The organism is Phaeobacter sp. JH20_37, assembly GCF_048056015.1.
In the GTDB taxonomy this organism is placed as follows: Bacteria; Pseudomonadota; Alphaproteobacteria; order Rhodobacterales; family Rhodobacteraceae; genus Phaeobacter; species Phaeobacter bryozoorum.
This window is the reverse complement of the sequence record NZ_JAYMWW010000015.1, coordinates 420,822-447,555: the sequence shown is the minus strand read 5'-3', so window position 1 is coordinate 447,555 and position 26,734 is coordinate 420,822. Positions and strand designations below refer to the sequence as shown.

Annotated in this window: 24 protein-coding genes and 1 tRNA gene; 9 read left to right on the top strand and 16 right to left on the bottom strand. The window is 60.0% G+C overall.

Going from position 1 to position 26,734, the window contains the following annotated elements:
- Positions 1 to 250 precede the first annotated feature (250 nt).
- From msrQ to VWZ87_RS15130, 3 genes are all read right to left on the bottom strand, one after another.
- Positions 251 to 847 carry a protein-methionine-sulfoxide reductase heme-binding subunit MsrQ gene (gene msrQ, locus VWZ87_RS15140; RefSeq protein WP_416536721.1) on the bottom strand — a complete coding sequence of 199 codons (597 nt, stop codon included), beginning with the start codon at positions 845 to 847 and terminating at the stop codon, positions 251 to 253.
- The gene (msrP, locus tag VWZ87_RS15135; RefSeq protein WP_416536722.1) at positions 848 to 1,768 is read right to left on the bottom strand and encodes a protein-methionine-sulfoxide reductase catalytic subunit MsrP; all 921 of its coding nucleotides are present in this window, start codon (positions 1,766 to 1,768) and stop codon (positions 848 to 850) included.
- A gap of 70 nt (positions 1,769 to 1,838) precedes the next feature.
- Positions 1,839 to 3,332 (bottom strand): FMN-binding glutamate synthase family protein, encoded by a 1,494-nt coding sequence (locus VWZ87_RS15130; protein WP_416536723.1) that lies wholly within the window; start codon positions 3,330 to 3,332, stop codon positions 1,839 to 1,841.
- Positions 3,333 to 3,579: 247 nt separating this feature from the next.
- Here VWZ87_RS15130 and VWZ87_RS15125 point away from each other — a divergent pair, with 247 nt between their 5' ends.
- Both VWZ87_RS15125 and VWZ87_RS15120 read left to right on the top strand, forming a co-directional pair.
- Positions 3,580 to 3,954 carry a DUF302 domain-containing protein gene (locus tag VWZ87_RS15125; RefSeq protein WP_416536735.1) on the top strand — a complete coding sequence of 125 codons (375 nt, stop codon included), beginning with the start codon at positions 3,580 to 3,582 and terminating at the stop codon, positions 3,952 to 3,954.
- Positions 3,955 to 4,041: 87 nt separating this feature from the next.
- A complete protein-coding gene (locus tag VWZ87_RS15120; RefSeq protein ID WP_340546854.1) occupies positions 4,042 to 4,599 on the top strand; it encodes a hypothetical protein in 558 nt (185 codons plus the stop codon).
- Positions 4,600 to 4,677: 78 nt separating this feature from the next.
- On the opposite strand, the gene clpB is transcribed toward VWZ87_RS15120, so the two are convergent.
- The gene (gene clpB, locus VWZ87_RS15115; protein ID WP_340546855.1) at positions 4,678 to 7,296 is read right to left on the bottom strand and encodes an ATP-dependent chaperone ClpB; all 2,619 of its coding nucleotides are present in this window, start codon (positions 7,294 to 7,296) and stop codon (positions 4,678 to 4,680) included.
- Between the two features lie 323 nt (positions 7,297 to 7,619).
- On the opposite strand from clpB, the gene pyrF reads away from it, so the two are divergent.
- Positions 7,620 to 8,351 (top strand): orotidine-5'-phosphate decarboxylase, encoded by a 732-nt coding sequence (gene pyrF, locus VWZ87_RS15110; protein WP_416536724.1) that lies wholly within the window; start codon positions 7,620 to 7,622, stop codon positions 8,349 to 8,351.
- 506 nt (positions 8,352 to 8,857) lie between these two features.
- On the opposite strand, the gene VWZ87_RS15105 is transcribed toward pyrF, so the two are convergent.
- Positions 8,858 to 9,280 carry an NUDIX hydrolase gene (locus VWZ87_RS15105; protein ID WP_416536725.1) on the bottom strand — a complete coding sequence of 141 codons (423 nt, stop codon included), beginning with the start codon at positions 9,278 to 9,280 and terminating at the stop codon, positions 8,858 to 8,860.
- A 194-nt stretch (positions 9,281 to 9,474) separates the two neighbouring features.
- Here VWZ87_RS15105 and VWZ87_RS15100 point away from each other — a divergent pair, with 194 nt between their 5' ends.
- Positions 9,475 to 10,755 carry a DNA polymerase IV gene (locus VWZ87_RS15100; RefSeq protein ID WP_416536736.1) on the top strand — a complete coding sequence of 427 codons (1,281 nt, stop codon included), beginning with the start codon at positions 9,475 to 9,477 and terminating at the stop codon, positions 10,753 to 10,755.
- A 14-nt stretch (positions 10,756 to 10,769) separates the two neighbouring features.
- Here VWZ87_RS15100 and VWZ87_RS15095 read toward each other — a convergent pair whose 3' ends face one another.
- Positions 10,770 to 11,630 carry an N-formylglutamate amidohydrolase gene (locus tag VWZ87_RS15095; protein ID WP_416536726.1) on the bottom strand — a complete coding sequence of 287 codons (861 nt, stop codon included), beginning with the start codon at positions 11,628 to 11,630 and terminating at the stop codon, positions 10,770 to 10,772.
- Positions 11,631 to 11,790: 160 nt separating this feature from the next.
- Between VWZ87_RS15095 and VWZ87_RS15090 the strand changes: the two genes are divergently transcribed.
- From VWZ87_RS15090 to VWZ87_RS15080, 3 genes are all read left to right on the top strand, one after another.
- A tRNA-Val gene (locus VWZ87_RS15090) sits at positions 11,791 to 11,865 on the top strand.
- A gap of 78 nt (positions 11,866 to 11,943) precedes the next feature.
- Positions 11,944 to 12,069, top strand: coding sequence for a type B 50S ribosomal protein L36 (ykgO, locus tag VWZ87_RS15085; protein WP_008562923.1), 126 nt, complete (start codon positions 11,944 to 11,946; stop codon positions 12,067 to 12,069).
- Positions 12,070 to 12,307: 238 nt separating this feature from the next.
- The gene (locus tag VWZ87_RS15080) at positions 12,308 to 13,324 is read left to right on the top strand and encodes a Fe(3+) ABC transporter substrate-binding protein (protein ID WP_340546860.1); all 1,017 of its coding nucleotides are present in this window, start codon (positions 12,308 to 12,310) and stop codon (positions 13,322 to 13,324) included.
- Between the two features lie 106 nt (positions 13,325 to 13,430).
- Here the strand turns inward: VWZ87_RS15080 and VWZ87_RS15075 are convergent, their stop codons facing one another.
- Positions 13,431 to 13,973, bottom strand: a complete 543-nt coding sequence (locus VWZ87_RS15075) for a DUF2938 domain-containing protein (protein WP_416536727.1) — start codon at positions 13,971 to 13,973, stop codon at positions 13,431 to 13,433.
- Positions 13,974 to 14,269: 296 nt separating this feature from the next.
- Here VWZ87_RS15075 and VWZ87_RS15070 point away from each other — a divergent pair, with 296 nt between their 5' ends.
- Complete coding sequence (locus tag VWZ87_RS15070; RefSeq protein ID WP_340546862.1) at positions 14,270 to 15,136, top strand: CobW family GTP-binding protein; 867 nt, start codon at positions 14,270 to 14,272, stop codon at positions 15,134 to 15,136.
- Between the two features lie 31 nt (positions 15,137 to 15,167).
- Here VWZ87_RS15070 and VWZ87_RS15065 read toward each other — a convergent pair whose 3' ends face one another.
- From VWZ87_RS15065 to VWZ87_RS15040, 6 genes are all read right to left on the bottom strand, one after another.
- A complete protein-coding gene (locus VWZ87_RS15065) occupies positions 15,168 to 16,928 on the bottom strand; it encodes an ABC transporter permease (RefSeq protein WP_416536728.1) in 1,761 nt (586 codons plus the stop codon).
- A 197-nt stretch (positions 16,929 to 17,125) separates the two neighbouring features.
- Positions 17,126 to 18,343: a phenylacetate--CoA ligase family protein gene (locus VWZ87_RS15060; RefSeq protein WP_340546864.1), complete on the bottom strand. Its 1,218-nt coding sequence runs from the start codon at positions 18,341 to 18,343 to the stop codon at positions 17,126 to 17,128.
- Between the two features lie 14 nt (positions 18,344 to 18,357).
- Positions 18,358 to 19,194, bottom strand: coding sequence for an ABC transporter ATP-binding protein (locus tag VWZ87_RS15055; protein WP_024098644.1), 837 nt, complete (start codon positions 19,192 to 19,194; stop codon positions 18,358 to 18,360).
- Positions 19,195 to 19,351: 157 nt separating this feature from the next.
- Positions 19,352 to 20,635 (bottom strand): ABC transporter substrate-binding protein, encoded by a 1,284-nt coding sequence (locus tag VWZ87_RS15050; RefSeq protein ID WP_340546865.1) that lies wholly within the window; start codon positions 20,633 to 20,635, stop codon positions 19,352 to 19,354.
- A gap of 90 nt (positions 20,636 to 20,725) precedes the next feature.
- Positions 20,726 to 21,802, bottom strand: a complete 1,077-nt coding sequence (locus VWZ87_RS15045) for a branched-chain amino acid ABC transporter permease (protein WP_340546866.1) — start codon at positions 21,800 to 21,802, stop codon at positions 20,726 to 20,728.
- A gap of 3 nt (positions 21,803 to 21,805) precedes the next feature.
- Positions 21,806 to 22,063: a hypothetical protein gene (locus VWZ87_RS15040; RefSeq protein ID WP_340546867.1), complete on the bottom strand. Its 258-nt coding sequence runs from the start codon at positions 22,061 to 22,063 to the stop codon at positions 21,806 to 21,808.
- Between the two features lie 102 nt (positions 22,064 to 22,165).
- Between VWZ87_RS15040 and VWZ87_RS15035 the strand changes: the two genes are divergently transcribed.
- Positions 22,166 to 22,510 carry an SHOCT domain-containing protein gene (locus tag VWZ87_RS15035; protein WP_416536729.1) on the top strand — a complete coding sequence of 115 codons (345 nt, stop codon included), beginning with the start codon at positions 22,166 to 22,168 and terminating at the stop codon, positions 22,508 to 22,510.
- A gap of 57 nt (positions 22,511 to 22,567) precedes the next feature.
- Here the strand turns inward: VWZ87_RS15035 and VWZ87_RS15030 are convergent, their stop codons facing one another.
- From VWZ87_RS15030 to VWZ87_RS15020, 3 genes are all read right to left on the bottom strand, one after another.
- Positions 22,568 to 23,554 carry a branched-chain amino acid ABC transporter permease gene (locus VWZ87_RS15030; protein ID WP_416536730.1) on the bottom strand — a complete coding sequence of 329 codons (987 nt, stop codon included), beginning with the start codon at positions 23,552 to 23,554 and terminating at the stop codon, positions 22,568 to 22,570.
- A gap of 74 nt (positions 23,555 to 23,628) precedes the next feature.
- Positions 23,629 to 24,438 carry an ABC transporter ATP-binding protein gene (locus VWZ87_RS15025; protein ID WP_340547244.1) on the bottom strand — a complete coding sequence of 270 codons (810 nt, stop codon included), beginning with the start codon at positions 24,436 to 24,438 and terminating at the stop codon, positions 23,629 to 23,631.
- 97 nt (positions 24,439 to 24,535) lie between these two features.
- A complete protein-coding gene (locus tag VWZ87_RS15020; protein WP_340547245.1) occupies positions 24,536 to 26,479 on the bottom strand; it encodes an AMP-binding protein in 1,944 nt (647 codons plus the stop codon).
- Positions 26,480 to 26,734 lie beyond the last annotated feature (255 nt).

The window sequence follows — 26,734 nt, the reverse complement described above, 5'->3', positions numbered from 1 at the left end:
TGACGAGTTTCTAAAAAAAATATTATTTTCATATACTTACGAAAACTTCTCAATCGAGGATACCACATTTCCCCGGCATGATCGGGCCATTTTCCCAGCAGGAACAAAGCTGCAACCGGTTTCAGCTCCGAGTCGCTGTCGTCTGCGCTCATGTCCGGGCGAGTCGAGAGGGCTATTCGCTGCGATGTTTCGACTCGCCATACGCACGGGCAGGAGCCTTCTGCGATGGAGATACGCCTCGCACCGCGACTCAGGCGGGCCTCAACCGCTGGACCGCCGGCAGGCGGAGTGCCAGCAGGAGAAGGATCAGCCCCATGTAGATCAGCGGTTCCAGCTGAAAGCCTTTCACCAGCATCACATAGTGCAGGGCTCCGAACAGAGCGGCCGGGTAGGTCAGCCGGTGAAGGCTGCGCCATTTACCTCTCAAACGCCGGACCGAAGCGTTATTGGAGGTCAGAGCGAGCGGCAGCATCAGAACAAAGGCCGCCATGCCGATGGTGATATATGGGCGCTTAACAATATCGGCAAGAATCTGACTGAGCAGCTGCACATCCAACAGAAGCCAGACCAGCAGGTGACAGCTGACATAGAAGAAACACAAAAGACCGATGGCCCGGCGAAACCGCATCAGGTTCAGCCCGAGCAGCCGACGCAGCGGTGTCACAGCGAGGGTGACGACGAGCAGCTGAAGCGCCAGTTTGCCGTATTCATGCTCAAGCGCCTTGATCGGCTCAGGGCCAAGCGCGCCAGAGAGCCCCTGATAGAACAGCAGGCCTGCGGGCAGCACACCCAGCAGATAGATCAGCCAGATGGGCACGACCCGAATTGTATCGTTGATGCGCTGCATTCAGAAGTTCTTTGCCAGATCCATACCCTCGTAGAGCGCGGCCACCTCTTTTTCATAGCCGTTGAACATCAGGGTCGGCTCGCGGCGAGCAAAGAGCCCCCCGCCAATGCGGCGCTCGGTGGCCTGGCTCCAGCGGGGATGGTCCACATTGGGGTTCACATTGCTATAGAAGCCGTACTCGCCCGCATTTGCCATGTTCCAGCTGGTCTGCGGCTCTTGATCGGTGAGAGTCATACGGACAATCGATTTGATCGACTTGAACCCGTATTTCCATGGCACCACCAGTCGCAGCGGGGCCCCGTTCTGATTGGGTAGCGATTTGCCAAAGATGCCAGTGGCCATGATCGTCAATGGATGCTGCGCCTCATCAAGGCGCAGGCCCTCCCGGTAGGGCCAGTCCAGCACCTTATAGGCTGTGCCGGGCATTTCCGACGGCCGGTAGAGGGTTTCGAAGGCGACATATTTCGCGCCCTCCTGCACCCCGGCCAGATTGAGCAGATCCGCCAGTTCAAACCCCTGCCAGGGCACCACCATCGACCAGGCCTCAACACAGCGGAAGCGATAGGTCCGGTCCTCAAGCGTCATAGCCTCCATGATCTGCTCCATGGAGTAGCTGCCCGGGCGCTCGACCAGGCCATCGATTTCGACGCTCCAGGGCTGGGTGGTCATCTGACCGGCATAGGCAGCCGGATCCCCCTTGCCGGTGCCGAACTCATAGAAGTTGCAATAGCTGGTCACGTCTTCCCAGCTGTTGGGTTCCAGCTCCGCCTCCGTTGCGGCCTGTGCGGTGCCCCCAGCCAACCCCGCCAGACCAAGCCCCGCAGCGCCGCCCAGACCGGCCATGATCTGGCGTCGGTTCAGAAAAGCCGAATAAGGCGTGACGTCGCCGTCACTCAGATCGTTCTTCCAGCGGTGGGCCATGCGGCGTCTCCTTAGTATGGGTATCTGCAGGATCTAAGCCAGCGGGCGGCACAGTCCAAAACATATCCTCTCACGTCTCCGCGATGGCACTGTAACCTGGCATAAGCTCATTCATCGGCCGGCTGCGCCCATCTTCCTGCATGATCCTGACATGTCGGCGGCGCAGCTGACGCGGCTCGGTCACGCCAACGGAATGCGCGATGGTTTCCACCTCATGGATGATCTCCTTGGCATAGCGTGCGACGCGGGTGGATTTTTCCTCGACCACCAACCCCTTTTGCAGGCGCTTGTCATGGGTTGTGATACCTGTCGGACAGCTGTTGCGGTTACACTTCAGCGCCTGAATACACCCCAGCGAGAACATGAAGCCCCGCGCCGAGGTCACAAAATCGGCGCCTGCCGCCAGCGCCCAGGCAACATCGCCCGGATTGACGAGCTTGCCAGAGGCGATGAGGCGAATGCGGTCTTTCAGCCCGTATTCATCGCGCAGATTGCACGCCAGCGGCAGTGCCTCCCGGACAGACATCCCAACCAGATCAATCAAAGGCATAGGCGCGGCTCCGGTTCCGCCCTCGCCACCGTCCACGGTGATGAAATCCGGCGCGCTGTCGTCCCTGCGGGCGGCAATATTCAGAAACAACTCGCGCAGGGCCGTCTCAGCACCGACCACCAGCTTTATCCCCACCGGCTTGCCCGTGACCTCCCGAATATGCGCGATCATATCCAGCAGCTGATCGTAATTGGCAATCTCCGGATGCCGGTTGGGGGAGATGCTGTCCTCGCCTTCCGGGATGCCGCGTATCTCGGCAATCTGCCGGGTGACCTTGGCCGCGGGAAGGATCCCACCCTTGCCGGGTTTTGCCCCCTGCGCCAGCTTCAGCTCAAACATCCGCACCGCATCATGGGCGGCAACCTTGCGCAATTGTTCGTCGCTCAGCCCGCCGTTCTCATCGCGCACGCCGTATTTGGCAGTACCAATCTGGAACACCACATCGCAGCCCCCCTCCAGGTGATAGGGGCTCAGACCACCCTCGCCGGTGTTCATCCAGACACCGGCCTCTTTTGCCCCATGGCTGAGGGCACGGACGGCCGGCGCAGAGAGCGCCCCATAACTCATGCCGGAGATATTGAAGAACGAGGGTGCCATATAGGGCTGACGGGCGGTTGGCCCTATCAGGCGCGGCTCGCAACAGGCCTTGCCCTCATCCAAGGCCGGAAATGCCGCATTCACGAAGATTGGCGTCCCCGGCACGTTCAGATTGCGGGTCGAGCCGAAGGCAACGGTATTCCCCTTTCCTTCTGCGGCACGTCCCACCCATTCGCGCTGCGCGCGGTTGAAGGGCATCTCCTCGCGGTCCATGGCAAAGAAATACTGGCGGAAAAACTCTCCCAAGGTGCTGAACAGGCCGCGAAACCTACCGATCACCGGATAATTGCGGCGCACCGCGTCCTCGGTCTGCACCCGATCAACCACAAACAGCCCCGCAGCCACCAATGCCAGCGCCCCCAACGCAAAGACAAAGGCATATGCGAGGAATTCTATGGCATTTGCCGCGAAACCCATGCAAAAACTCCTATATGATAATGGAACGCGCTGCCCATCGGCCCGTTCGCCCTAGACCAAATTGGTGTATTCCACCGGGCGGGCAAGTCACCTTTGATCACATTGGGAGAGGACCATGACAAAATCCACCGCAATAACCGCTGCATTTCGCACGGGACGCCGCTTCGCCAGCCTTCTGTCGCTGGGTTACGGGGCATTCATCGCGTTATCCCTCCCTGTCACGGCCGAGCCGACAATAACGGCGGATATGGTCAGCTATCAGACCGATCTCGCCTTCGATGATGTCACCTTTGGGCTGGAAAGCGCGATCACCAATCGTGGGTTTGTAGTCGATCATATCAGCCATGTGGGAGAGATGCTGGAGCGGACGCGCGAGGATGTCGGCTCTGACGTCGTTCTGTTCCAAAAGGCCGAGGTCTATTCTTTCTGCTCCGCCAGCCTGTCGCGCAAGGTGATGGAAGCCAATCCGATGAATATCACCTTCTGCCCCTACGATATCTTCGTCGCACAGCAGCCCGGCAGCGAGATCACGACAATCGGCTTTCGCGCTTTCCCTGATGGCGACATGCAGCTGATCCAGTCGTTGCTGAATGACATCGTCCTGGAGGCAATCGAGGAGTAAGACCCATCGTTTGAGTTTTTCCGCTGCCTCCTGGCGCTGGCTTTGATAGTCTGATCACCACGGAAATTGACAGCGGACAGATCCTGCATGAAGTCCATCCTTGTTTCGCTTCTGCTGCTCGCAGGCACGATGATCGCTGCCTGCGCACCGGGCACGGACACCCAATCGGATGAGGTCGGCCAGCTTCGCCACGCGATTGAAGCACTTGGCCCGCAAGTCGATCCGGAAGAAGCGGCCAGAGCCGCGCTGATTGCCTATCGCCACGCTACCGCGCTTGCGCAGGAGTATCAGGTGACAACCTCACCGATCCTGCACAACACCCTCGTCAATACCGGCGTCAAACAACGCGGCCTTTGTTATCATTACGCCGAGGACATGCAGGCCCGGCTGCAAAGCGAAGGGTTTCAAAGCCTCACGGTTCTGCGGGCCATCGCAGAGCCAAGAAACAGCTTTCGGATTGAACACAGCAGCGCCGTGATCGCCCCGAAGGGAGCGGATATCTACGGCGGCATCGTGCTGGACCCATGGCGCTATGGCGGCAGGTTGTATTGGTCCGCAACGGCCAAGGATCCCCGGTATGACTGGGAACCCCGCCTGACCGTCCTGCGGCGCAGAGGAGCCACGGCCGTGATGGCCAGAAATTGAACGGTGGCGCATAGCAATGAGCAGACCTGTATATAGAGAGGCCCGCCGGATCGGCGGGCCCTCCTTCTTCATGTCAGCTTAGTGCACTACCGCATCATCGGGGCGCGGCCGATCGGTGGAGCCGATGCGATCGCCGATGATCAGACCTTCGACACCGGCACTTACAGGCACCGTGTCGCCATCGCGGATATCTCCGGCCAGAAGCATCTCCGCCAATGGGTTCTGTAAGACCCGCTGGATCACCCGTTTCAACGGGCGGGCGCCGAACACCGGATCATATCCTTCATCCGCCAGCCACGTCTTTGCACCCTCATCCAGCTCAAGCACGATCTTGCGACCCACAAGCCGCTTTTCAAGCCGCGCCAGCTGTAGCGTGACGATGCCATCCATGTCCTTGCGTCCCAGGCGATCGAAAATGATCGTCTCATCCAGACGGTTCAGGAATTCAGGACGGAAATGCGCACGCACCGCGTCCATCACATCCCGCTTGGCATCGGCGGCATCCGCCCCATCCGGTAGCTGGCTGAGCGCCTGCGCACCGAGGTTGGAGGTCAGGATAATCAGAGTCTGTTTGAAATCGACGGTCCGCCCCTGTCCATCGGTCAGCATCCCATCGTCCAGCACCTGCAACAGCACGTTAAAGACATCCGGGTGGGCCTTCTCCACCTCGTCAAACAGAACAACCTGATAGGGTTTGCGCCGGACGGCCTCGGTCAGAACGCCCCCCTCATCATAGCCGACATATCCCGGAGGCGCGCCGATCAGGCGGGCTACCGAATGTTTCTCCATGAACTCGGACATATCCACGCGCACCATGGCGCTGTCATCATCGAACAGAAACTCCGCCACCGCCTTTGTCAACTCGGTCTTGCCGACACCGGTCGGACCAAGGAACAGGAACGACCCCAGCGGGCGGTTCTCGTCATTGAGCCCGGCTCGGGCGCGCCGCACCGCATTGGCCACAGCCGTGACCGCAGTGTCCTGACCAATCACACGACCATGCAGATCCGCCTCCATCCGCAACAGCTTCTCGCGCTCGCCCTCGAGCATCTTGGATGTCGGGATCCCGGTCCAGCGCTCGACCACGCCGGCGATTTGCTCCGGACGAACGGCCTCTTCGACCATCAAACCGTTACGGTCAGAGGTTTCGGCCTCGCTCAGCTGCTTTTCCAGACCTGGGATAACGCCGTAGGACAGCTCCCCGGCGCGGGCGAGATTGCCTTCACGTTTGGCTGCATCCAGATCCGCTCGCGCACGGTCCAGCCGCTCCTTCAGCTCACGGGCCGAAGCCAGCTTGTCCCGCTCGGACTGCCACTGTGCGGTCATCTCTGCGGATTTCTCCTGCAGGTCCGACAGCTCTTTCTGCAGGGTATCCAGCCGATCCTTGGAGGCCGCGTCATCCTCGAGTTTCAACGCCTCCTCCTCGATCTGCATCTGCAGGATCTGACGGTCGAGCGCATCCAGCTCTTCTGGCTTGCTGTCGACCTGCATCCGCAGACGCGCCGCCGCCTCATCAACAAGGTCAATCGCCTTGTCCGGCAGGAACCGGTCGGTGATGTAGCGATGCGACAGGGTGGCCGCCGCGACCAGCGCCGCATCCGCGATACGGACACCGTGGTGCAGCTCGTATTTCTCCTTGATGCCCCGCAGGATCGAAATAGTGTCTTCCACAGTGGGTTCCGTCACCATGACAGGCTGGAACCGCCGGGCCAGCGCCGCGTCTTTCTCAACGTATTTGCGGTACTCATCCAGAGTGGTCGCGCCGATACAGTGGAGTTCGCCCCGCGCCAGCGCCGGTTTGATCAGGTTGGCCGCATCCATCGCGCCATCGGATTTACCCGCGCCGACCAGCGTGTGCATTTCATCGATGAACAGAATGATTTCGCCTGCGGCGTCGGTCACTTCGGTCAGCACCGCCTTGAGCCGTTCCTCAAACTCGCCCCGGTATTTGGCCCCGGCAATCAATGCGCCCATATCAAGCGAGAGCAACTGTTTGTCACGCAGGGATTCCGGCACATCGCCATTGACGATGCGCAGCGCCATACCTTCGGCAATCGCAGTTTTACCAACCCCCGGCTCACCAATCAGCACCGGGTTGTTCTTGGTCCGGCGGCTCAGCACCTGCATAGCGCGGCGAATTTCCTCGTCGCGGCCGATGATCGGGTCAATCTTGCCCTCGCGCACAGCTTCGGTCAGATCTCGGGCATATTTCTTGAGCGCGTCATAGCCATCTTCGGCACTGGCACTGTCTGCCTTGCGCCCCTTGCGGATGTCATTCACCGCCTCATTCAGCGCCTGGGCGGTCACGTGACCAGCCGCCAGCGCTTCCTTGGCTTTGGACTTCACCATGCACAGCGCCATCAGCACCCGCTCGACAGGGACAAAGCTGTCGCCTGCCTTCTCGGCAATCTTGGCCGCTTCATCCAGCACCTTGGCGGTCTGGCCGTCCAGATAGATGTCTGCGGAATTGCCCTGCACCTTCGGCAGCTTCGAAACCGCAAGTTCCAGCGCCTGGACCACCTGGGTCGGGTTACCACCGGCGCGGGTGATCAGATTGCTTGCCAGCCCCTGGTCATCATCCATCAGCGCCTTCAACAGGTGCTCCGGCATCAGCCGCTGGTGATCTTCACGTCGCGCAATCGTCTGGGCCGCCTGCACAAAACCACGCGCCCGTTCAGTGAACTTGTTCAAGTCCATCTTGCTCTCCTTATATAAGCGCCCCCTTTTCTGGTGACGCCCGCTCTGCGGCACGTCCCGGTCGGGGCCTCCTGTCCAATGTGGGAGGTCTTATCGTCTCTTCAAGGCTACTATGCGGCAAATATGTCACCAAATCCCTGACCCAGATCAACCGCTTGCTCATTCAGCCACTCCCTCCATCGGTTTGTCGCACCCTGCCACCGCCCCGCCAGGCCCGTTTTTCCCTTTCCCAACCGAGGCGGCGGCACTAAAAGCAGTGCGATCCCAAGACAACCCCTACCGTCACACGGCCTGAACCGCCGCACAAAAGACGAGGAACCTTCATGTCCGCTTCTTCCACCAGCCACTCTTCCCCTGACGCCAAAGCCGACGACCGGCTGATCGTTGCACTGGACGTGCCCAATGCGCTTGCCGGGCTTCAGCTGGCCGACACGCTTGGTGACGCGGTCTCCTTCTATAAAATCGGATTGGGGATGCTGACCGGTGGTGGTCTGGCGCTTGCGAATGAGCTGAAACAGGAGCGCGGCAAACGAATTTTCCTCGATATGAAACTGTTTGATATCAGCGCCACGGTTGAGGCCGCGGTTCGGGGGCTGGCCCAGTTCGACCTCGACTTTCTCACCGTGCATGGCGATCCCCATGTGGTGCGCGCAGCCAAGGAAGGTGCCGCCGGCACAAGTCTCAAGATCCTTGGTGTCACCATTCTGACCTCGCTGGACCGCTCCGATCTGGATGAAGCCCTGATAAAATCAGGCGACATTTCCGATCTGGTACAAGAGCGCGCGGGGCTAGCTCTCGCGGCCGGGGCCGATGGCGTAATCGCCAGCCCGCAGGAAGCGGCGCTGATCCGCGCCCTGCCAGAAGCCACCGGCAAGTTGATCGTCACCCCCGGCGTCCGCCCTGCCGGTGCGGCGCTTGGGGATCAGAAAAGGGTGGCAACCCCAGCAAGTGCGCTGGAGGCCGGCGCCGATCATATTGTGGTCGGTCGCCCGATCTGGGCAGCAGACGCCCCGCGCAGCGCCGCCGAAGATATTCTGGCCAGTCTGCCACGGTAAACCGGCCCCCGCCTGCGGCGCGTCCCACACGGCATCAGTTACACTTATTCAACACGGGCAACCCGTCGGCACAGATCTGCCCGGCGGGTTTTCTGGTCAGATTGACCCGAAGGCGGCGGGCAGTCCCACTCGCAACTCAAAGATCTAGCCGAAATAAAACTTTTCATCAGACCCATGCCGGACGGGAATTCTGCCACATGTACGCCAAGATTACCTAGGGTCAACCTTCGGTATTACAACAGTATTTTGCGTTTCACCGCAGCAGATTGCGCCCTTTTGTCCTGTGCCCGCAAAAGCACACAATCAAAGGCAGAATTACATAATCCTGCCTTACAGCCTTTGCCCGGCGGTCAAAATGACCGACCCTATACGGGAGACACTCCCCTGACGGCCTTGCTCTTCCTGAGGTTCGTCACCTCCCCCGCTACAGCAGCGGGGGTTCTTTCTTTTCAGCCCCGGACATTCAGCCGCTGACAGGCGATCCGCCAAGGGTGATACCGCACATCTTATCCTATGCCACCAGCTTTGGCGGGGCGTGTCAGGTAGCTTTGCAGATATTCCGCAAAATGCGGCACCGCCAGCTCATGCCCGATGTACCACTCAGGACGCACCAGCGCCCAGCTCTGACCTTCATCGCCCAACCGAATGTCGCGCTCCCGCGCGGCCGACAGATGCGCGACAAAAATCCAGACGACACCATTGCGCCGCTCATAGCTTTGCCGCCACACCAGATCCACCTCCTGCACGACCAGCCCAACCTCTTCTTCCGTTTCGCGCAGCGCGCAGGTTTCCGGTGTTTCCTCGCCTTCGCGCCCGCCGCCTGGGAAATCCCAATGGCCGGGGTAGGGAATATGCGGATAGGCATCACGCTCGATCACCAGCAGCCTATCGCCAATGAAAAGCGCCAGCTTGGCGCCGTTGAATGTCATTGCTGCTCTCACCATGTCAGATGATCTAAAGACAATTGCTGTGGCAGAGGCTACTCTGAGCGCCCCCGCAGCACCATCAGATTCCCCGACCCTTTCGGCCTCAACGCCTCCGCCCCATGTCAGACCAATCGCACATACCGCCCGATCACACGGCCCCGTCTGAGCTGGAGACGCCCAGCCATGCGCCCCGGCGCCTGCAGGTGCTGTGCCGGGAGTGCTTGTCCTATGGTGTCCTCAAACCAAAAAACGGCCAGACACCAAATCCAAAGCGCTGCCCAAGCTGCCAGAGCCCACGGATCAAGGCGCACACAGAGCTGTTCTCGCTGTCGATTGCACATATGGACTGCGACGCCTTCTACGCCAGCGTTGAGAAACGCGACAATCCCGAGCTTGCCGACAAACCGGTGGTGATCGGGGGCGGGCGGCGTGGTGTCGTCTCCACGGCCTGCTATGTGGCACGCATTCGCGGTGTGCGATCGGCCATGCCGATGTTTCAGGCGCTCAAGCTTTGCCCGGACGCCGTGGTGATAAAGCCGCGGATGAATGTCTATGTCGAGGTCAGCCGCCAGATCCGAGCGATGATGGATGAGCTGACGCCGGATGTGGAACCCCTGTCGCTGGATGAGGCCTTTATGGATCTGTCTGGCACCCAGCGGCTGCATGGTGCGCCACCTGCGGTGATGCTGGCACGGCTAGTCAAACGCATGAAGGACGAGCTGGGCGTGACAGGATCAATCGGGCTGTCACACAACAAATTCCTGGCAAAGGTCGCCTCCGACCTCGACAAACCGCGCGGATTCTCGGTGATTGGCAAAGAGGAGACAGCCGATTTCCTGAAAGACAAACCGGTGCGCCTGATATGGGGTATCGGCCCAGCCGCTCAGGCGTCGCTCGACAAAGCCGGCATCCGCAGTTTTTCGGATTTGCTGCGCTGGGACCGCACTGATCTGAACGCGCGGTTCGGCTCAATGGGGGAACGGCTCTGGCATCTCGCGCGCGGTCAGGACCGGCGGCGGGTGTCGGCCAATGCGCCGGTGAAATCCATCTCGAACGAAACCACCTTCTACGAGGACACCGCAAGTCTGGAGGTGCTGGACGGTCACCTGTGGCGGCTGGCCGAAAAAGTCTCTGACCGCGCCAAAGCCCGACAGCTTGCAGGGCGGGTGGTGACGCTGAAGCTGAAGCGCGCCAATCACAGCAGCCTCACCCGGCGGCAATCTCTGCGAGATGCGACCCAGATTGCCGACATGATCTACCGAACGGCGCGGGCGCTTCTGGATCAGGTCGGCGACGAAGGCCCCTACCGGCTACTTGGCTGCGGCATCTCCGAGCTGGTGCCCGAAACGCAGGCCGATATCACCGGCGACCTTCTGGATCCAAAGGCCGGGCAGCGCGCAAAGGCGGAGCGGGCCACGGATGCAATTCGCGAACGCTTCGGAAAATCGGCCATCCAGAAGGGTCGCGCCCTGCGCTGAACAGCCGCCTGTGTTTATTCCGCAGCCAGCGGCATCGGTTCACAGTTCAGCTGCGACAGCTCGGCAATCACATCGGACAGCACCTTTTGCAGCGCTGCAAAATCAGAGGTTTTCTCAATCCGCGCCTCATCCATATAGAGTGAGCGGTCAATCTCGACCTGCACCGCGTGCTGCGCCCGTGACGGGCGCCCGTAGGTCTGTGTGATATAAGCCCCGGCAAAAGGCGTGTTTCGCACGACCCGCAAACCTGCGCCAACAAACGCCGCTTCGACCCGGTCCATGATCTCGGCCGAGGCCGCCGCGCCGAAACGATCGCCAAGCACAACATCCGGCAGCCCAGCCCCCCGCCGTCCTGCGGCCGAAATCGCTTCGTGCGGCATCGAATGACAGTCAATCAGCACGGCCTGGCCAAAGCCAATGCGGGCCTGGTCCAGTAACTGCTGCAAAGCCACGTGGTAGGGGCGCCAATAGGTGGCAATCCGGTGGCTTGCTTCAGCCCGGCTCAGCTTGCCATGATAGATCGCCCGCCCATGGGCCACCACGCGCGGCACCACCCCCAGGCCAGAGGCCACACGCGGGTTCTGCCCCCGTTTGATGACGCCTTCGATCAGCGCCGGATCCAGCTCTTCGGTTGATCGATTGAGATCGACATAGGCCCGTGGCGCCCGCGCGGTCAGCAGTGGCATCCCGAATCGCGGCGCGGCGGCAAACAGCTCATCCACGAAGGCGTCTTCTGAACTGCGCAGCTGCAAAGGATCGAGAATCGTCTGCGCCAGAAAAGCCGCGCTGTAATCCGATCCGCTATGCGGCGAGGCAAAAACCACCCCAGACCGCAATTCCTGTGGCATTTCCACCAAGTATACTGTGTCAGACATGCAGGCTCCGGCGGCTCAAATACAAGAAACAGCATAGACCGGAAATTTCTGCGGTCAAAAGCTCTTGCACCCCTCTCCGACTCATTTTATAGACCCCCTCACCGGCGCGGTCATCCGCGCCCCTTTCAATTTGGGGCCGGCCGAAAGCGTGGGTATTCATGGGCGATTAGCTCAGTGGTAGAGCACTTCGTTGACATCGAAGGGGTCACAAGTTCGAACCTTGTATCGCCCACCATGAATTCATTGCTCTGGTCCTACGATCGGAGCCCCGCAACCCAGGCGCTGGTTCGCGCCGCAGAACAGGAGATAGGCCATGAAGGTCAAGAACTCGCTCCGCTCGCTCAAGAACCGGCACCGTGATTGCCGCGTTGTGCGTCGCAAGGGCCGTGTCTATGTGATCAACAAGACCCAGCGCCGCTTTAAAGCACGCCAGGGCTGATCGCCAGACGCAGCATAGCTGATTTGAGAAAACCGCATCTTCGGATGCGGTTTTTTTGTGTTTTCAGGCCTCTCTTGCCGGTGACCTCAAGAGGGTTGTAACGGCCCATCTCTTTTTCTGATAGTTTTTGTCAGTTTTGCTTTGCATTTTTGGTGAAACTCTTTATCTGAGCAAATCAGTCGGGTTCGACGCCAGTGGCCAAGATCCCCCCGAGTGTTTTGAATAGATGGGAAGTACCATGCTGAAATCGACCACCATTCTTGCAGGCGCTTTGGTCGCCGCCGTCGCAACATCTGCCGCTGCCGAGGGTGAGCTGAACCTCTACTCCTCGCGCCACTACGATACCGACGAACGGCTCTATTCCGACTTCGAAGAGGCCACCGGCATCACGATCAACCGGATCGAAGGCAAGGCTGACGAGTTGATCGCCCGGATGAGCGCCGAGGGCGCGAACTCCCCCGCCGATATCCTGCTGACAGTTGATACATCGCGTCTGGCACGTGCCAAGAACGAAGGCCTCCTTCAGGCCATCGACAGCGACATCCTGGAAGCCCGCGTTCCCGGCTATCTGCAGGATGCGGACAACCAGTGGTTCGGCTTCTCCCAGCGTGCGCGCATCATCTTCTTTGACAAGGCAGATGTCGCCAACCCGCCGAAGACATATCTCGACCTCGCGGATCCCGCCTACAAAGGTCAGATCTGCATCCGCTCTTCGACCAATACCTACAACCAGACTCTGCTGGCCTCCATCGTCACGCATCACGGTGAAGAAGCCGCAACCGACTGGGCAAAAGGCGTCGTTGCCAACATGGCCCGCGCGCCCCAGGGCGGCGACACCGATCAGCTGCGCGGCATCGTCTCCGGCGAGTGCGAAATCGCCGTTGGCAACAGCTACTACTTCGCCCGCTCCATCCGCAAAGACGTGAAAGGTCTGTCCGCCGAACGTGACATGATCGGCTGGGTCTTCCCTGCGCAGGACGCAGAAGGCGCCCACATGAACCTGTCCGGTGGCGGTGTTGCGGTGAACGCACCGAACAAGGAGAACGCGATCAAGTTCCTCGAATACCTCGCCTCCGATCAGGCCCAGCAGTATTTCTCCGCAGGCAATGATGAGTACCCGGCGGTTCCGGGTGTTGCGCTTGCGCCCAGCATTGCGGCGCTCGGCCACTTCAAACCCGATGACGTGCAGCTGTCGGACGTGGCGCAGAACATCCCCACCGCACAGAAGATCTTCAACCAGGTGGGTTGGGAGTAACTGCCCCGGTCGCTGCAAGGCCGAGCAGCCACCACAGCCGAATAACGGGAAAGGCGCAGGAGAGTCTCCTGCGCCTTTCTTGTTTTCCAACGCGGCAGTCGTCTGTCTATTCTGCCGGTGAAATCTGGTCACTTGATCCATGCTGACCCTTCGGCGCGAGGCGCGACAGGCCATAGGCGACAACATAGAGACCCAACCCGAACGAGAAATGCGACATCAGGCTCTTCAGCCGCGCAATGTCCGGGTTCGGTTTGTTCGAAGCCATGATTCCGGCCCCCAAGGCAGGCTGCAAGATGAAGAATGGCGCAACCACCGTCACCAGACCAAAAAGAATCGGCGCAACCGGCCCCGGCTTCAGCAGCTGGCGCTGCCCGCCTAGCGCGACAAACAGCGCCGCAAAAATCACGCCCACAACATAATGCGCAGTCCAGCCGATTGCGGCCTCATTCGCCACCGGCGGGACCTTGCCGATGCTTTCATGGGTGAAGATCCCATCCGGCATGTACCCCAGCCAGCGCCCCACCACGGCAAAATTACTTTGCGGCACGCCAAATAGCGCATCGGCGACGACGGCCCACAGATCCATGAAGGCGGTTGCCCCCACCCCCAGCAGAACAATGCGGATTATCAAGTCATTGCGGTTCAACACGGCATCCATCCCTCTTGTGTGATTTTGGCTCCCGCAGGGGACATCCACCCTCGGGTCACAGTGATTTTAGGTGCTGAGGACCGCCGGCCGCCAATTGCATTGTCTGAGGTACCCCCCCAGCAAAGCCGATACGAACGCGAAAACCGCCGAATGACCGCTATCCATAGTCCTTTACCTCACGTCGCGCCGTGGGTGGACGGGCTGGAAAAGACCACCTATAGCTTCGGGTCGAATTCACAGATGCAGAGCGAGAAACTAGCCATGCGTGACCACAATACTCCATCGGGTGAATACCAATGACACGTATTCCGGTCACCATCATCAGCGGCTATCTCGGCGCTGGAAAAACCACGTTGATCAACCGTCTGCTGAGCGATGATCATGGGTTGCGTCTGACCGTTCTGGTCAATGATTTTGGGCGCATCAACATTGATGAAAGCCTGTTGCAGGACGGAACCTCACAGACCATCGCATTGAGCAACGGCTGTGTCTGCTGCACCCTGGGCGAAGATCTGACCGCCGCGCTGCATCGTATTCTGGCCGAGGGCAGCCGCCCGGATCATATCGTGATCGAGGCCAGCGGCCTCTCCGATCCGGTCGCCATTGCCAACACCGTGGTGAACGAGAGCCAGCTGTCCTATGGCGGCATCATCACCGTCGCCGATGGCGAAAACCTCTGCGATCTGCTGAACGACGATCTGCTGCGCGAGCAGACCAGTCAGCAGATCCGTGCCGCGGACCTGGTGCTGATCAGCAAATGCGACGCCCCTTCTGACGCTGTTATGACTCGGCTGGACGAGCTGGGGGCCCGCACGCCGACGATTCTCGAAGACGCCCCGATTGCCGACCTGCTGTTTGACGTGGTCCCGCTGCCGGTTGGCAGGGCAACTGCAAAATCCGCCCACCACGCCTATGCGACCTGGCACCACCGCAGCGCCGAGCCGATGGATCGGTGCCGCCTGGGTGACAAGCTGGCAAACCGGCCAAGCGGGATCTATCGGATGAAGGGATTTATACTCACCAATGGCGGCGGCTACGAGCTGCATGTGGTTGGTCGGCAGGTCTCGGCCAAGCGCTGCGATGCCGAGGAAACCGTTCTGGTTGCCCTTGGCCCGGCGGCCCGGATTTCCCGTGAGGAAATCGAGGCTTGGTGGCAGAGCTAAAGGCCGGCGCCACGCCGCCAGCATTGATAGCCTAGCTGCGTCGGCCCACTTGCCTGCAAATCAGAATCACCGGCAACAGCCCGACCAGCATGATGACCAGCGATGGCACTGCCGCGCCTTCCAGCCGCTCATCCGAGGCCAGCCGGTAGGCCTGCACTGCCAGTGTGTCATAGTTGAAAGGACGCATAATCAGCGTCGCTGGCAGCTCTTTCATCACATCGACAAAGACAATCAGCAAAGCCGTCATCAGGCTGGGCGTCAGGATAGGCAGGTGAACCCGGCGCAACATACCCAGCGGGCTTTGCCCCAGCGAGCGGGCAGCCGCATCCATATTGGCATGAACGGTGGCCTGCCCTCCCTCATAGGCACCCAATGCCGCCGCCAGAAAGCGCACCATATAGGCCGCCACCAGCAGCCAGATCGACCCGGTAATCAGCAGTCCGGTCCTGATCTCGAAATTCGCCCGCATCCAGGCATCCAAAGCGTTATCAAAGGCTGCAAACGGCACCATCAGCCCAACCGCGATCACCCCGCCCGGCACCGCATAGCCGAGCCTTGAGACGTAACCGGCAAGAGCAGACGGCCGACCCGGACGCAGCCGTTGGTAGAAGCCGAGGCAGACCGCCGCCATCACGGTAAGGACAGCCGCCGTCGTCGCCAGCGTCACTGAATTCTGCAGGAAGCCCAGATACCGTTTGCTCAGCAGGTTCTGCTCCGACTCAAGCCCCATCTGCGCCAGGATCACCACTGGCAGCAGGAACCCGAGAAGGACAGGCAGGACGCACAGTCCAAAGGCCAGAGCCGCCTTCGCCCCATGCAGCTCCACCGGCGGCATCTTGGCCTGATGCTTGCCCGCATGATGATAGCGCGCACGACCTCGCGTTGCGCGCTCCGCTACCGCCAGCGTCAGCGCAAATCCCAGAAGACAGAGCGCCAGCTGCGCCGCACCCGCCCGGTCGGCAAGCGAAAACCAGCTGGTATAAATCCCTGTCGCAAAGGTCTGCACGCCAAAATAGCTCACCGTGCCGAAATCAGCGATGGTTTCCATCACCGCCAGCAGAACACCGGACGCAATCGCGGGGCGCGCCATGGGCAGGCTGACCCGCCAGAAGGCCTGTAGCGAGGTATTGCCAAGTGCGCGCGCCGCCAGAAACGCACCCGCGCTTTGTTGCAGAAAAGCCGCCCGAGCCAGCAGGTAGACATAGGGGTAAAGCACCAGCACCAACATCACCGCCGCCCCTCCCACAGAGCGGATCTCCGGGAACCAATAGTCGCGTGGTCCCCAGCCTGTCATCTGCCGCAAGGTGGTCTGCACGATGCCAGGATGATCCAGAACAAAGGTATAGGCATAGGCCAGCACATAGGCCGGGAAGGCCAGTGGCAGGATCAGAACCACCTCCATCACGCGCACGCCCGGAAACCGGGTCATAGTGACCAGCCAGGCCGCTCCTACCCCAACCAGCCCGGTTCCCAGCGCCACCAGAAAGACCAGAACCAATGTGGTACCGGCATAACCCGGCAAGACAGTTTCCATAAGATGCCGGATCGTATCGGTGCCACCGGTCAGAGCGGCCAGCGCAACCGCCAGCATTGGCAACAGACAGGACAGGGCCACAACCCAGCCCACCGTCGCAAACAGCGCCCCCCCCGGTTTCTTCCGCCGCCCACGTGTCCGGTTAGGCGCATCCGCGGACGGGACGGCGCCGGCCGTTGCTGCGCCATCGAAAATCGGCGCCCTGGCGGAGCGCGTGGCCTCTGTGGAGGTGGGGGAGATGGGTGTGATCTTTGGCATAGATACGGGACTACCTCAGTGCAGCCCTCTATTTCGATCATTTTCGTCGGAAATACCAGCGACAAAGCCAAAGCGCAGCCATTCGCCGCGCCTCTCTCTATCGCTGTTGCTGTCACAAAAACTGGCGCAACCGGTGGGAGGAGCCCGGTTGCGCCAGCAGATACCCTGATCGGGTGGTGTCCCCACAGGTAAGGGGATCAGTCGTAGCTGCGCTGGTCCTCGATCACCAAACCGTCCTTGGGCAGGGCGCCGGGCGCGACCACTTCCACGCGCCCTTTCAGCTTCAGCACCTCCACGACCGAGCGCGAGAAGGCGGTTTCGTCCCCATCCTGTGCCTCGATCTGAACGGTCATCGCATCCATCTCGCCATCACGGCTGGCGATAACGCGTGCCTTGACGATCTCGGCATGTTTGTCGACCAGCGCGGCGACCTGTTCCGGGCGTACAAACATGCCCTTGATCTTCGTGGTCTGGTCCGCACGGCCCATCCAGCCCTTGATCCGCATATTGGTGCGTCCACAGGGAGATTCGCCGGGCAGAACCGCACTCAGATCTCCAGTCGCAAACCGAATGAGCGGATAGTCGGGATTGAGCGTGGTGACGACAACCTCGCCGACGTCTCCGGCGGCCACAGGGGTGCCGGTGCCGGGGGTGACGATTTCGACGATAACCTGCTCATCGACGATCATCCCCTCCATCGCCGCGCTTTCATAGGCGATATTGCCCAGATCCGCCGTCGCATATGACTGCAGACAGGAAATCCCGCGATCAGCATATTCCTGACGCAGGGAGGGGAACAGCGCACCGCCGCCCACTGCCGCTTTGGTAAAGCCCAGCTTGACGCCCATGGCATCGGCCTTATCGAGGATCACCTTCAGATAGTCCGGCGTCCCGGCATAGGCCGTCGCCCCAACGTCACGCGCCGCAGTGACCTGCAATTCCGTCTGACCGGTGCCCGCAGGCAATACGGCTGCACCAACCGCACGCGCGCCGTTCTCAAAGATCATCCCGGCAGGTGTCAGATGGTAGCCGAAACAATTCTGCACCACATCGCCAACACCGATCCCGGCCGCATGCAGGAACCGTCCCATGCGCCACCAGTCATGATCCACACCACCCGGTTCGTAAATCGGGCCGGGCGACTGGAAGATATGGGCAAACCCGCTGGCCGGTTTCACGGTGAACCCGCCAAAGGGAGGATGCGCGGCCTGCGCCTTGCTCAGGTCCGATTTGCGCAGCACCGGCAGGGCCGCCAGATCCTCCGGGCTGGTGATTGTCGCCGCATTTACAGAACGCAGGCTTTCGCCATAACCCGGCGCGGCCATAGCACGGGCAATCTGTTGCGGCAGCTGTTCCGCCAAATCAGCGGCACGGGCGTCTGCACTGCGGGTCTCAAGGCTGTCAAAATATGTCATGTCAGCACCCCACCTCAGCTCAACCACCGCTTCCGGCGGCGGTATGACCGCACATCCCGGAAACTCTTGCGTCCTTCGTCGGACATCCCGAGGTAGAATTCCTTCACATCCGGGTTCTCGCGCAGCTCAGCCGCCGGGCCATCCATGACCACACGGCCAGACTCCAGAATGTAACCATAGTGCGAATACCGCAGCGCCACATTGGTGTTCTGCTCAGCCAGAAGGAAGGTCACCCCTTCGTTTTCATTGATCGACTTCACGATTTCAAAGATCTGCTCCACCAGCTGAGGTGCCAGCCCCATGGACGGCTCGTCCAGCAGGATCGTCTCAGGGCGGCTCATCAGGGCGCGCCCCATGGCCACCATCTGCTGCTCCCCGCCGGAGGTATAGCCGGCCTGACTGCGGCGGCGTTCCTTCAGGCGCGGGAAATAGCTGTAGACCATCTCAAGATCGCGCTGGATGTTCGCATTGCCATCGCTGCGCGTATAGGCGCCGGTCAGCAGGTTTTCCTCAACGGTCAGATGCTCAAAACAGTGACGGCCCTCCATCACCTGAATGACGCCTTTCTTGACCAGTTCGGCAGGATCGCGGTCCTGAATCCGCTCGCCGCGGTAGCTGATCGACCCTTTGGTGACCTCGCCCCGCTCCGAATGCAGCAGGTTTGACACCGCCTTGAGTGTTGTCGTCTTGCCCGCGCCATTGCCACCCAATAGCGCGGTGATCCCGCCCTTGGGCACCTTCAGGCTGACGCCCTTCAAAACGAGGATCACGTGGTTGTAGATCACTTCGATGTTGTTGACCTCAAGCAGGGTCTCTGCCTGAACATCGGTGGTTTTGGCTGTATCCAGCATCTGTTGTTGTCCTCACGCGGTCCTGACCCGGTCGCCCTGTTCCGGGTCTGTCTGTGGGTGCGGCCCTTGCGCGCCGCACCGGATGATATGCGCGCCAGCAGCGACGCGGTTCGCCAGGTCCGCCCCCGACCGAAAACCGGGGGCAGACCAAACTGCGTTACTTGCAGCCCACCTCAATGTTGTTTTCCTTGGCATAAGCCATGGAATCTTCCTCGATGAGAGGCTGGATCACGTCGCGATCGCTCGGGGCAAAGTCACTGATCAGGTTCCAGGTTTTGCTCGAGGCATCCCACTGGGTCATACCAACCAGGCCGGGGCCACCGTGGTTCTCGCAGGAGACGTTAAAGGACGGGCCGAAATACGGCATACCCAGCGCCGACATCCGTGCCTCGGGCATCTCCAGAGCTTCCATGCCGTCACGCATCATCGCCGGAGTGATGTCATTGGTGCCGTGGATCTCCTGTGCGGTCTTGGCCGCTTCAACGGCCAACATCGCCGCATACATGCCGCGGTTATAGAGCACGTTACCGATCTGATCGCCGGCACCAGCCGCAAGCCCCTTGTCAACGACATGCGTCTGGATGTCATCGAACACCGGGAAGTCACGACCAACACCGTGGAAAGTCACGGCCTTGTATCCATTGGCCTTGTCGCCCGCAGCCATCACGTCATGCTCGGCGCCGGACCACCAGACACCGATGAAATTCTCCATCGGATAGCGAATGTTGGCGGCCTCCTGAATGGCAACCTGGTTCATGACACCCCAGCCCCACATGATCACGAAATCCGGGCGATCACGGCGAATTTGCAGCCACTGGGACTTCTGTTCCTGACCGGGGTGATCCACCGGCAGGGTCGACAGGGTGAAGCCGTGCTTCTTGGACAGCTCCTCCAGCGTGCGGATCGGCTCTTTGCCGTAGGCGGAGTTATGGAACAGCAGCGAGATTTTCTTGCCGTTCAGATCACCGCCGTTTTCCTCAAGCAGATAGTTGATGATCCCTGACGCACCATCCCAGTAGTTGGCAGGATAGTTGAAGACATTGCTGAACACTTCGCCATTGGCTGCCGATGTCCGGCCATAGCCCATGGTGTGCAGCGGGATGCCGTCCGCCGTCACTTTCGGGATCAGCTGATAGGTGATGCCGGTGGACAGCGGCTGATAGACCAGCGCGCCTTCGCCCTTGGTCGCCTCATAGCATTCCACACCTTTTTCCGTGTTATAGCCGGTCTCGCATTCGATGACCTTGGCCTTCACACCATTGATGCCGCCGTCACGCTCGTTGACCAGGGTGAAGTAATCCGCATAGCCGTCGGCAAAGGGGATGCCACCGGCGGCATAAGGGCCGGTGCGATAGCTCAGCGACGGGAACACCAGGTCTGCCATCGCAGGGCCAGCGGCCATCATGGCGCCCAGCGCCAGAGTCGTCAGTTTCATTTTCATCGGGTCTCATCCTCCCTTGAATTGTCCGATGTGGGTCGAAACGGGGTTTGATCTTGTTGTTTCCCCGCGGTCTTGCCTGGCTGACCCCGCTTAGTGCGGGAACGGCCAGAGTCTCAGTTTTTCTTTGGCAACGCGCCACAGCTGGGCGATGCCATGCGGTTCGGCGATCAGGAAGATCACGATCAACGCACCAACAATCACCAGCTGAATATGGGCGACGATATCGGTGGGCCAGCCCAGCACATCAACGCCGACAACCTTCAGAACCACCGGCAGCAGCACCAGAAACGCCGCCCCGGCAAAGGAGCCGAAAATCGACCCCAGACCGCCGATGATCACCATGAACAACACCAGGAACGACTTGTTGATGCCAAAGGCCTCGCCGACTTCAACCGCACCAAGATAGACGGAAAAGAACAGCGCGCCGGAGACACCGATAAAGAAGCCCGACACACCAAAGGCCGACAGCTTGGCCTTCAGCGGGTTCACCCCGATGATCTCGGCGGCGATGTCCATATCACGGATCGCCATCCAGCTGCGCCCAATCGTGCCACGGGTCAGGTTGCGGGCCACCAGTGCGCAAAACGCCAGGAAAATCAGGCTGAACATATAGGTGGCCCAGGCCGGAGCATTGGGGCCGGTGATGAGGATGCCGAACACATCCCGCTCAGGCGCGCTGATCTGGCCGGAGGCCGAGTAGTTGTAGAACCAAGGCACCCGGTTGAAGAGCCACACCAGAAAGAACTGCGCCGCCAGTGTCGCCACCGCCAGATAGAACCCCTTGATGCGCAGCGACGGCAGGCCAAAGGCGATGCAGACCAGCGAAGTGATCCCGCCCGCCAGCAACACATGAATGAACATGCTCACCTCTGGAAAGGCAGTCATCAGCTTGTAGCAGGCATAGGCCCCCACCGCCATGAAACCACCGGTGCCCAGCGACACCTGACCACAATATCCCACCAGGATATTGAGGCCGATCGCCGCGATCGAATAGATCAGAAACGGCAGCAGAATGGCGTTGGCCCAATAGTCATTTATCACAAAAGGAACCACCAGAAACGCCAGTGCCAGCACCACATAATAACGGATCCGGTCGAATTTGATCGGGAAGGTCTGGCTGTCATCTTGGTAGGAGGTTTTGAAATCTCCGGCTTCACGATAGAACATGACTCAGATGCTCCCTTCTTGCTGCGCGCGGTTTCTAAGACCCGCGTCGAGTTGATTTGTCTTGCTGGCGTAACCGCTTAACTCGGCAGCACGGGCCAGTCGCAGATAGGCAAGAACCCCGGTAATCAGCCCCGCCGCCGCCAACAGCGATGCTGTGACCATCTGTGCTTCGGAAAACCCTTCGGCGGTCAGCGCCAGATATCCAAAGGCCCAGAACCCGGCCCAGGCAATGACATTGATGATGGCGATCAGCTTCGTCATCGGCCGCCTCCGGCGTTAACCATTTCTTCGGATTTCTGGCTTTCGCCACATTTCGTCCAAATCTTTCTGCCACCTTCATCGTGGGAAAAGTGAGTGGGAACGATGAGTGCAATCTTGCAGGAAATCCGGCAGCTAGAGGCTGCGCGGGACAGGGGAGAGATATCTCCCGAGGAGTTCACAAAGGCCAAGACCCGGCTGTTGAACACGGTCGAGGAGGCAACGGTGCTGCCGCAGGCCAGCCGCCAGCCAGTGGCCCGGACCGCAGTGCGGCCTTCAGGCGATGTTGCGCCGGGTGCCTGGGGCATGCTGCTGCTTGCGCTCTGCGCGGCGGCGGCCATGACGGTGCTTGTCGGACAGCTGATCGGCGATCTGACGATAGCCTTCACGCTGGTTGTCACCGTGTTTGCAGCCATCGTCATCGCGGCCTTCCGACGTCTGGAAGGCTGACGGAGCCACCGCGACGCGGTCCCGAAAGATCGGGGCCGCACGCCATGCCAAGGCGCATCAGACCCGTTCAATGATCTTCTCCCCGAACAGACCTTGCGGGCGGAACACCAGGAACAGCAGCGCCAGAACATAGGCAAACCAGTTTTCCGTCGCGCCCCCGACCATCGGGCCGACCATGAATTCGAAAAGTTTTTCGCCTACGCCAATGATCAGCCCGCCAACAATTGCGCCGGGGATCGAGGTGAAGCCGCCCAGCATCAATACCGGCAGGGCCTTCAGCGCGATGAGCGACAGCGAGAACTGCACGCCGGACTTCGTGCCCCACATGATCCCGGCGACCAGCGCGACAAACCCCGCGACAGACCAGACCAGTACCCAGATAAAGTTCAGCGAAATGCCAACCGACAGCGCCGCCTGATGGTCGTCGGCCACCGCCCGCATGGCGCGCCCCTGTTTGGTATATTGCGCAAAGGCCACCAGCCCCGCCACCAGCAGTGCCGCGATGATGGTCGCAACGATGTCGAGATTGTCGATGAAGAAACCATAATCAAAGATCTGATAGGTGGTCTCGTCGATCCACAGGTTGATGCCCTGCGGCAGACCGACGTCCAGCGTCTTGATCTCCGAGCCCCACATCAGATCCGCCACCCCTTCGAGGAAATAGGCAAGTCCAATGGTGGCCATAAAGAGGATGATCGGTTCCTGGCCAACCAGATGGCGCATCACGAATTGCTGGACCATCCAGGCCAGGAGAACCATCACCCCAACCGTCATGACGATCGCCACAAAGGACGGCACGGTCCAGCCAAAATGGGTGACATGCCCGCCAAAGATCGCGTTGATCACATGGGAGAACGGAACCTGCCCGTTCATGATCCCAACCAGAGTCATCGCGGCAAACAATGCCATCACGCCCTGGGCGTAGTTGAAGATCCCCGAGGCCTTGTAGATCAGGACAAACCCCAGCGCGACCAGCGCATAGAGCACTCCAGCCATCAGGCCATTCAGCGTGACCTCCATCGCAAAGACGAGTTGTTCAGGCATCCCGCTCTCCTCCTGCAAGTTTCCTCAAAGAAACTTGCCAAAAATTTTCGAAAATTTTTCCACCCAATCGCTCATCAGTCATGGCTGACCCCCAGATAGGCGTCGATCACATCCTGATTGTTGCGCACTTCCTCGGGCGTGCCGTCGCCGATCTTCTTGCCGTAATCCATCACGACAACCCGGTCGGACAGATCCATAACCACGCCCATGTCGTGTTCGATCAGCGCGATGGTGGTGCCAAACTCGTCGTTCACATCCAGGATAAAGCGGGACATGTCCTCTTTTTCCTCGACGTTCATCCCCGCCATAGGTTCATCCAGCAGCAGCAGCTTTGGCTCCGCCGCCAGCGCCCGCGCCAGCTCAACCCGCTTTTTCAGACCATAAGGCAGCCGTGCCACAGGCGTTTTGCGGATGTGCTGGATCTCAAGAAAGTCGATGATCCGCTCAACCGCCGCCCGGTTTTCGGTCTCCTCGGCCTCCGCCTTGCCACGCCAGATAGCCTGCTGAAGCAGATTGGTCTTCATAAAGTTGAGCCGCCCGGTCATCACGTTGTCCAGCACGCTCATCCCGTCAAACAGCGCGATATTCTGGAATGTCCGGGCGATGCCCTGACGTGCCACCTCGTAGGGGCGCATCTGGGGGCGGGGTTTGCCGCGAAACAGAACTTCACCCTCCTGTGGGACGTAAAAGCCCGAGATCACGTTCAGCATCGAGGATTTGCCCGCACCGTTGGGGCCGATGATGGCCCGGATCTCGCCTTCGCGAATATCAAACGAGATATCCTTGATCGCCACCACGCCGCCAAAGCGAAGGGTGATGTTCTTCATCTCCATCACCACGCCGCCGATCTTGCGCCCGTCCTCGGTGATATAGCCGTCTTCCATATCCTTCACGACACCACGCCTTTCGCCTTGTTGGTTGATGTGCTGTGGCTCCGCGCCGCCGCCGACCGCATCGACGCAGCGCCTGTCATAATCCGTTTCATTGGGCAGCCACCGCTTGTGGGGCCACCGGTACGACCTTGGCATCAATGATATCCAGCGTGGCACTGATCGCGCCCTTGCGGCCATCTTCGTAAGTCACCTCGGTGCGTGTCGAAATCTGTGACGAGCCATCGTAAAGAGCCGCGATGATGTCGGCATATTTGTCTTCGACCACCACACGGCGGACCTTCCGCGTCCGGGTCATTTCGCCGTCATCTGCGTCCAGTTCCTTGTGCAGCACAACAAAGCGATGCACCTGGCAGCCGGACAGCATCCGGTCCTGAGCCACGGACTCATTGACCTTTTCAACATGCTCTTTGATGGATTGCAGAACTTTCGGATGCCCCGCCAGCTCCTGATAGGACGCATAGGCGATATTGTTCCGTTCTGCCCAGTTGCCGACTGCCGTCAGATCGATATTGATGAAGGCAACACAGCGGTCCCTGCCATTGCCGAACAGCACGACCTCCAGAATATCCGGATAGAACTTCAGCTTGTTCTCGACGTATTTGGGCGCAAACATCGCGCCATCCGCCATTTTTCCGACATCCTTGGCACGGTCGATAATGCGCAGATGGCCGCTGCCCTCTTCAAAGAAACCCGCATCACCAGTGGCCACCCAACCCTCGGCATCCTTGGTCGAGGCCGTGGATTCCGGGTTGTTGTAATATTCAACAAAGGTGCCCGGCGACCGATAGAAAATCTCGCCATTCTCGGCGATCCTGATCTCCACATCCGGGGCCGGAACCCCCACCGTATCTGCGCGCACCTCACCATCAGGCTGCACGGTGATGAACACCGTCGCCTCTGTCTGGCCGTAGAGCTGTTTGAGGTTGATGCCCAGACTGCGGTAGAAATCAAAGATTTCCGGCCCGATTGCCTCACCCGCAGTGTAGCCGACGCGAATACGGCCATAGCCCAGCGTATCCTTCAACGGACCGTAGACAAGCAGATCGCCCAGCTTGTACTTCAGCCGGTCCATCAGGCCTACCGGACGCCCGTCGAGAATGTCGCCGCCCACCTTTTTTGCATGTGCCAGGAAGTGGTGGAACATCTTGCGCTTCAGCGTGCTCGCGTCTTCCATACGGATCATCACGCTGGTCAGCTGGCCTTCAAAGACACGTGGCGGCGCAAAGAAATAGGTCGGACCGATCTCGCGAAGGTCGGTCATCATCGTTTCGGCGCTTTCGGGACAGTTCACGCAGAAGCCGCACCAATAGGCCTGCCCGATCGAGAAAATGAAATCCCCGACCCATGCCATCGGAAGATAGGACAGGATGTTCTCTCCCGCCGTCAGCCGGTCGAACTCCGCCGAGTTCTTGGCGCTTTCGATCACGTTGCGGTTGGACAGGACGACACCCTTCGGCTTGCCCGTGGTGCCGGAGGTGTAGAGCATGACGCAGGTGCTGTCGTAGGTCAGCTTGGCCTTGCGGGCTTCCAGATCGGGGGCCCATTCGTCGCGTGCCGCGCGGCCCTGATCCTGAACGTGGGAATATTGATGCAGCGCATGGTGATCATATTTGCGCATACCACGCGGATCCAGATAGATGATCTGCTCCAGATTGCTCAGCTCTTCCTGAACCTCGATGACCTTATCGACCTGTTCCTGATCACCCGCGATCACAAACCGCGCACCGCAGTGGCCCAGTACATAGGCCATCTCTTCCGCCACCGCGTCCTGATAGAGCGGCACCGGCACCGCGCCCACGGATTGTGCCGCAACCATCGCCCAGTAGAGATACGGACGGTTGCGCCCGATGATGGCGATAAAGTCGCCTTCGTTGACGCCCAGATTGATCAACCCAAGCGCCAGCGCCTCGATTTCCTTCTGGGTCTCGGACCAGGTCCAGCATTGCCAAATGCCGAATTCCTTTTCCCGATAGGCTTGGCGATCGCCAAACTGCGCCGCATTGCGTTCAAGCAGCGCCGGCAGGGACATCATCCCTGCGGCACCCGACTGCGTCTGAGCCACGTTCTTTCTCCTCCCCTTTCCGACCCATGCGGCCGGACTGATCGCTAACCGCGATTCTGATCCCGATTAGGGACGGCCTCATGCTATTGCGTCAACTTTTTCCTGAAGTTTTCCCAAATCTTACGAATTGTAACAGCCGTTCGCCCAGCGAACGCAGATCGTCCCACCGGGGCCCCCTGTCGCAGGCTAAGCTCTTTGCGCAGGCCCGTCGGGATGCTAGCCATG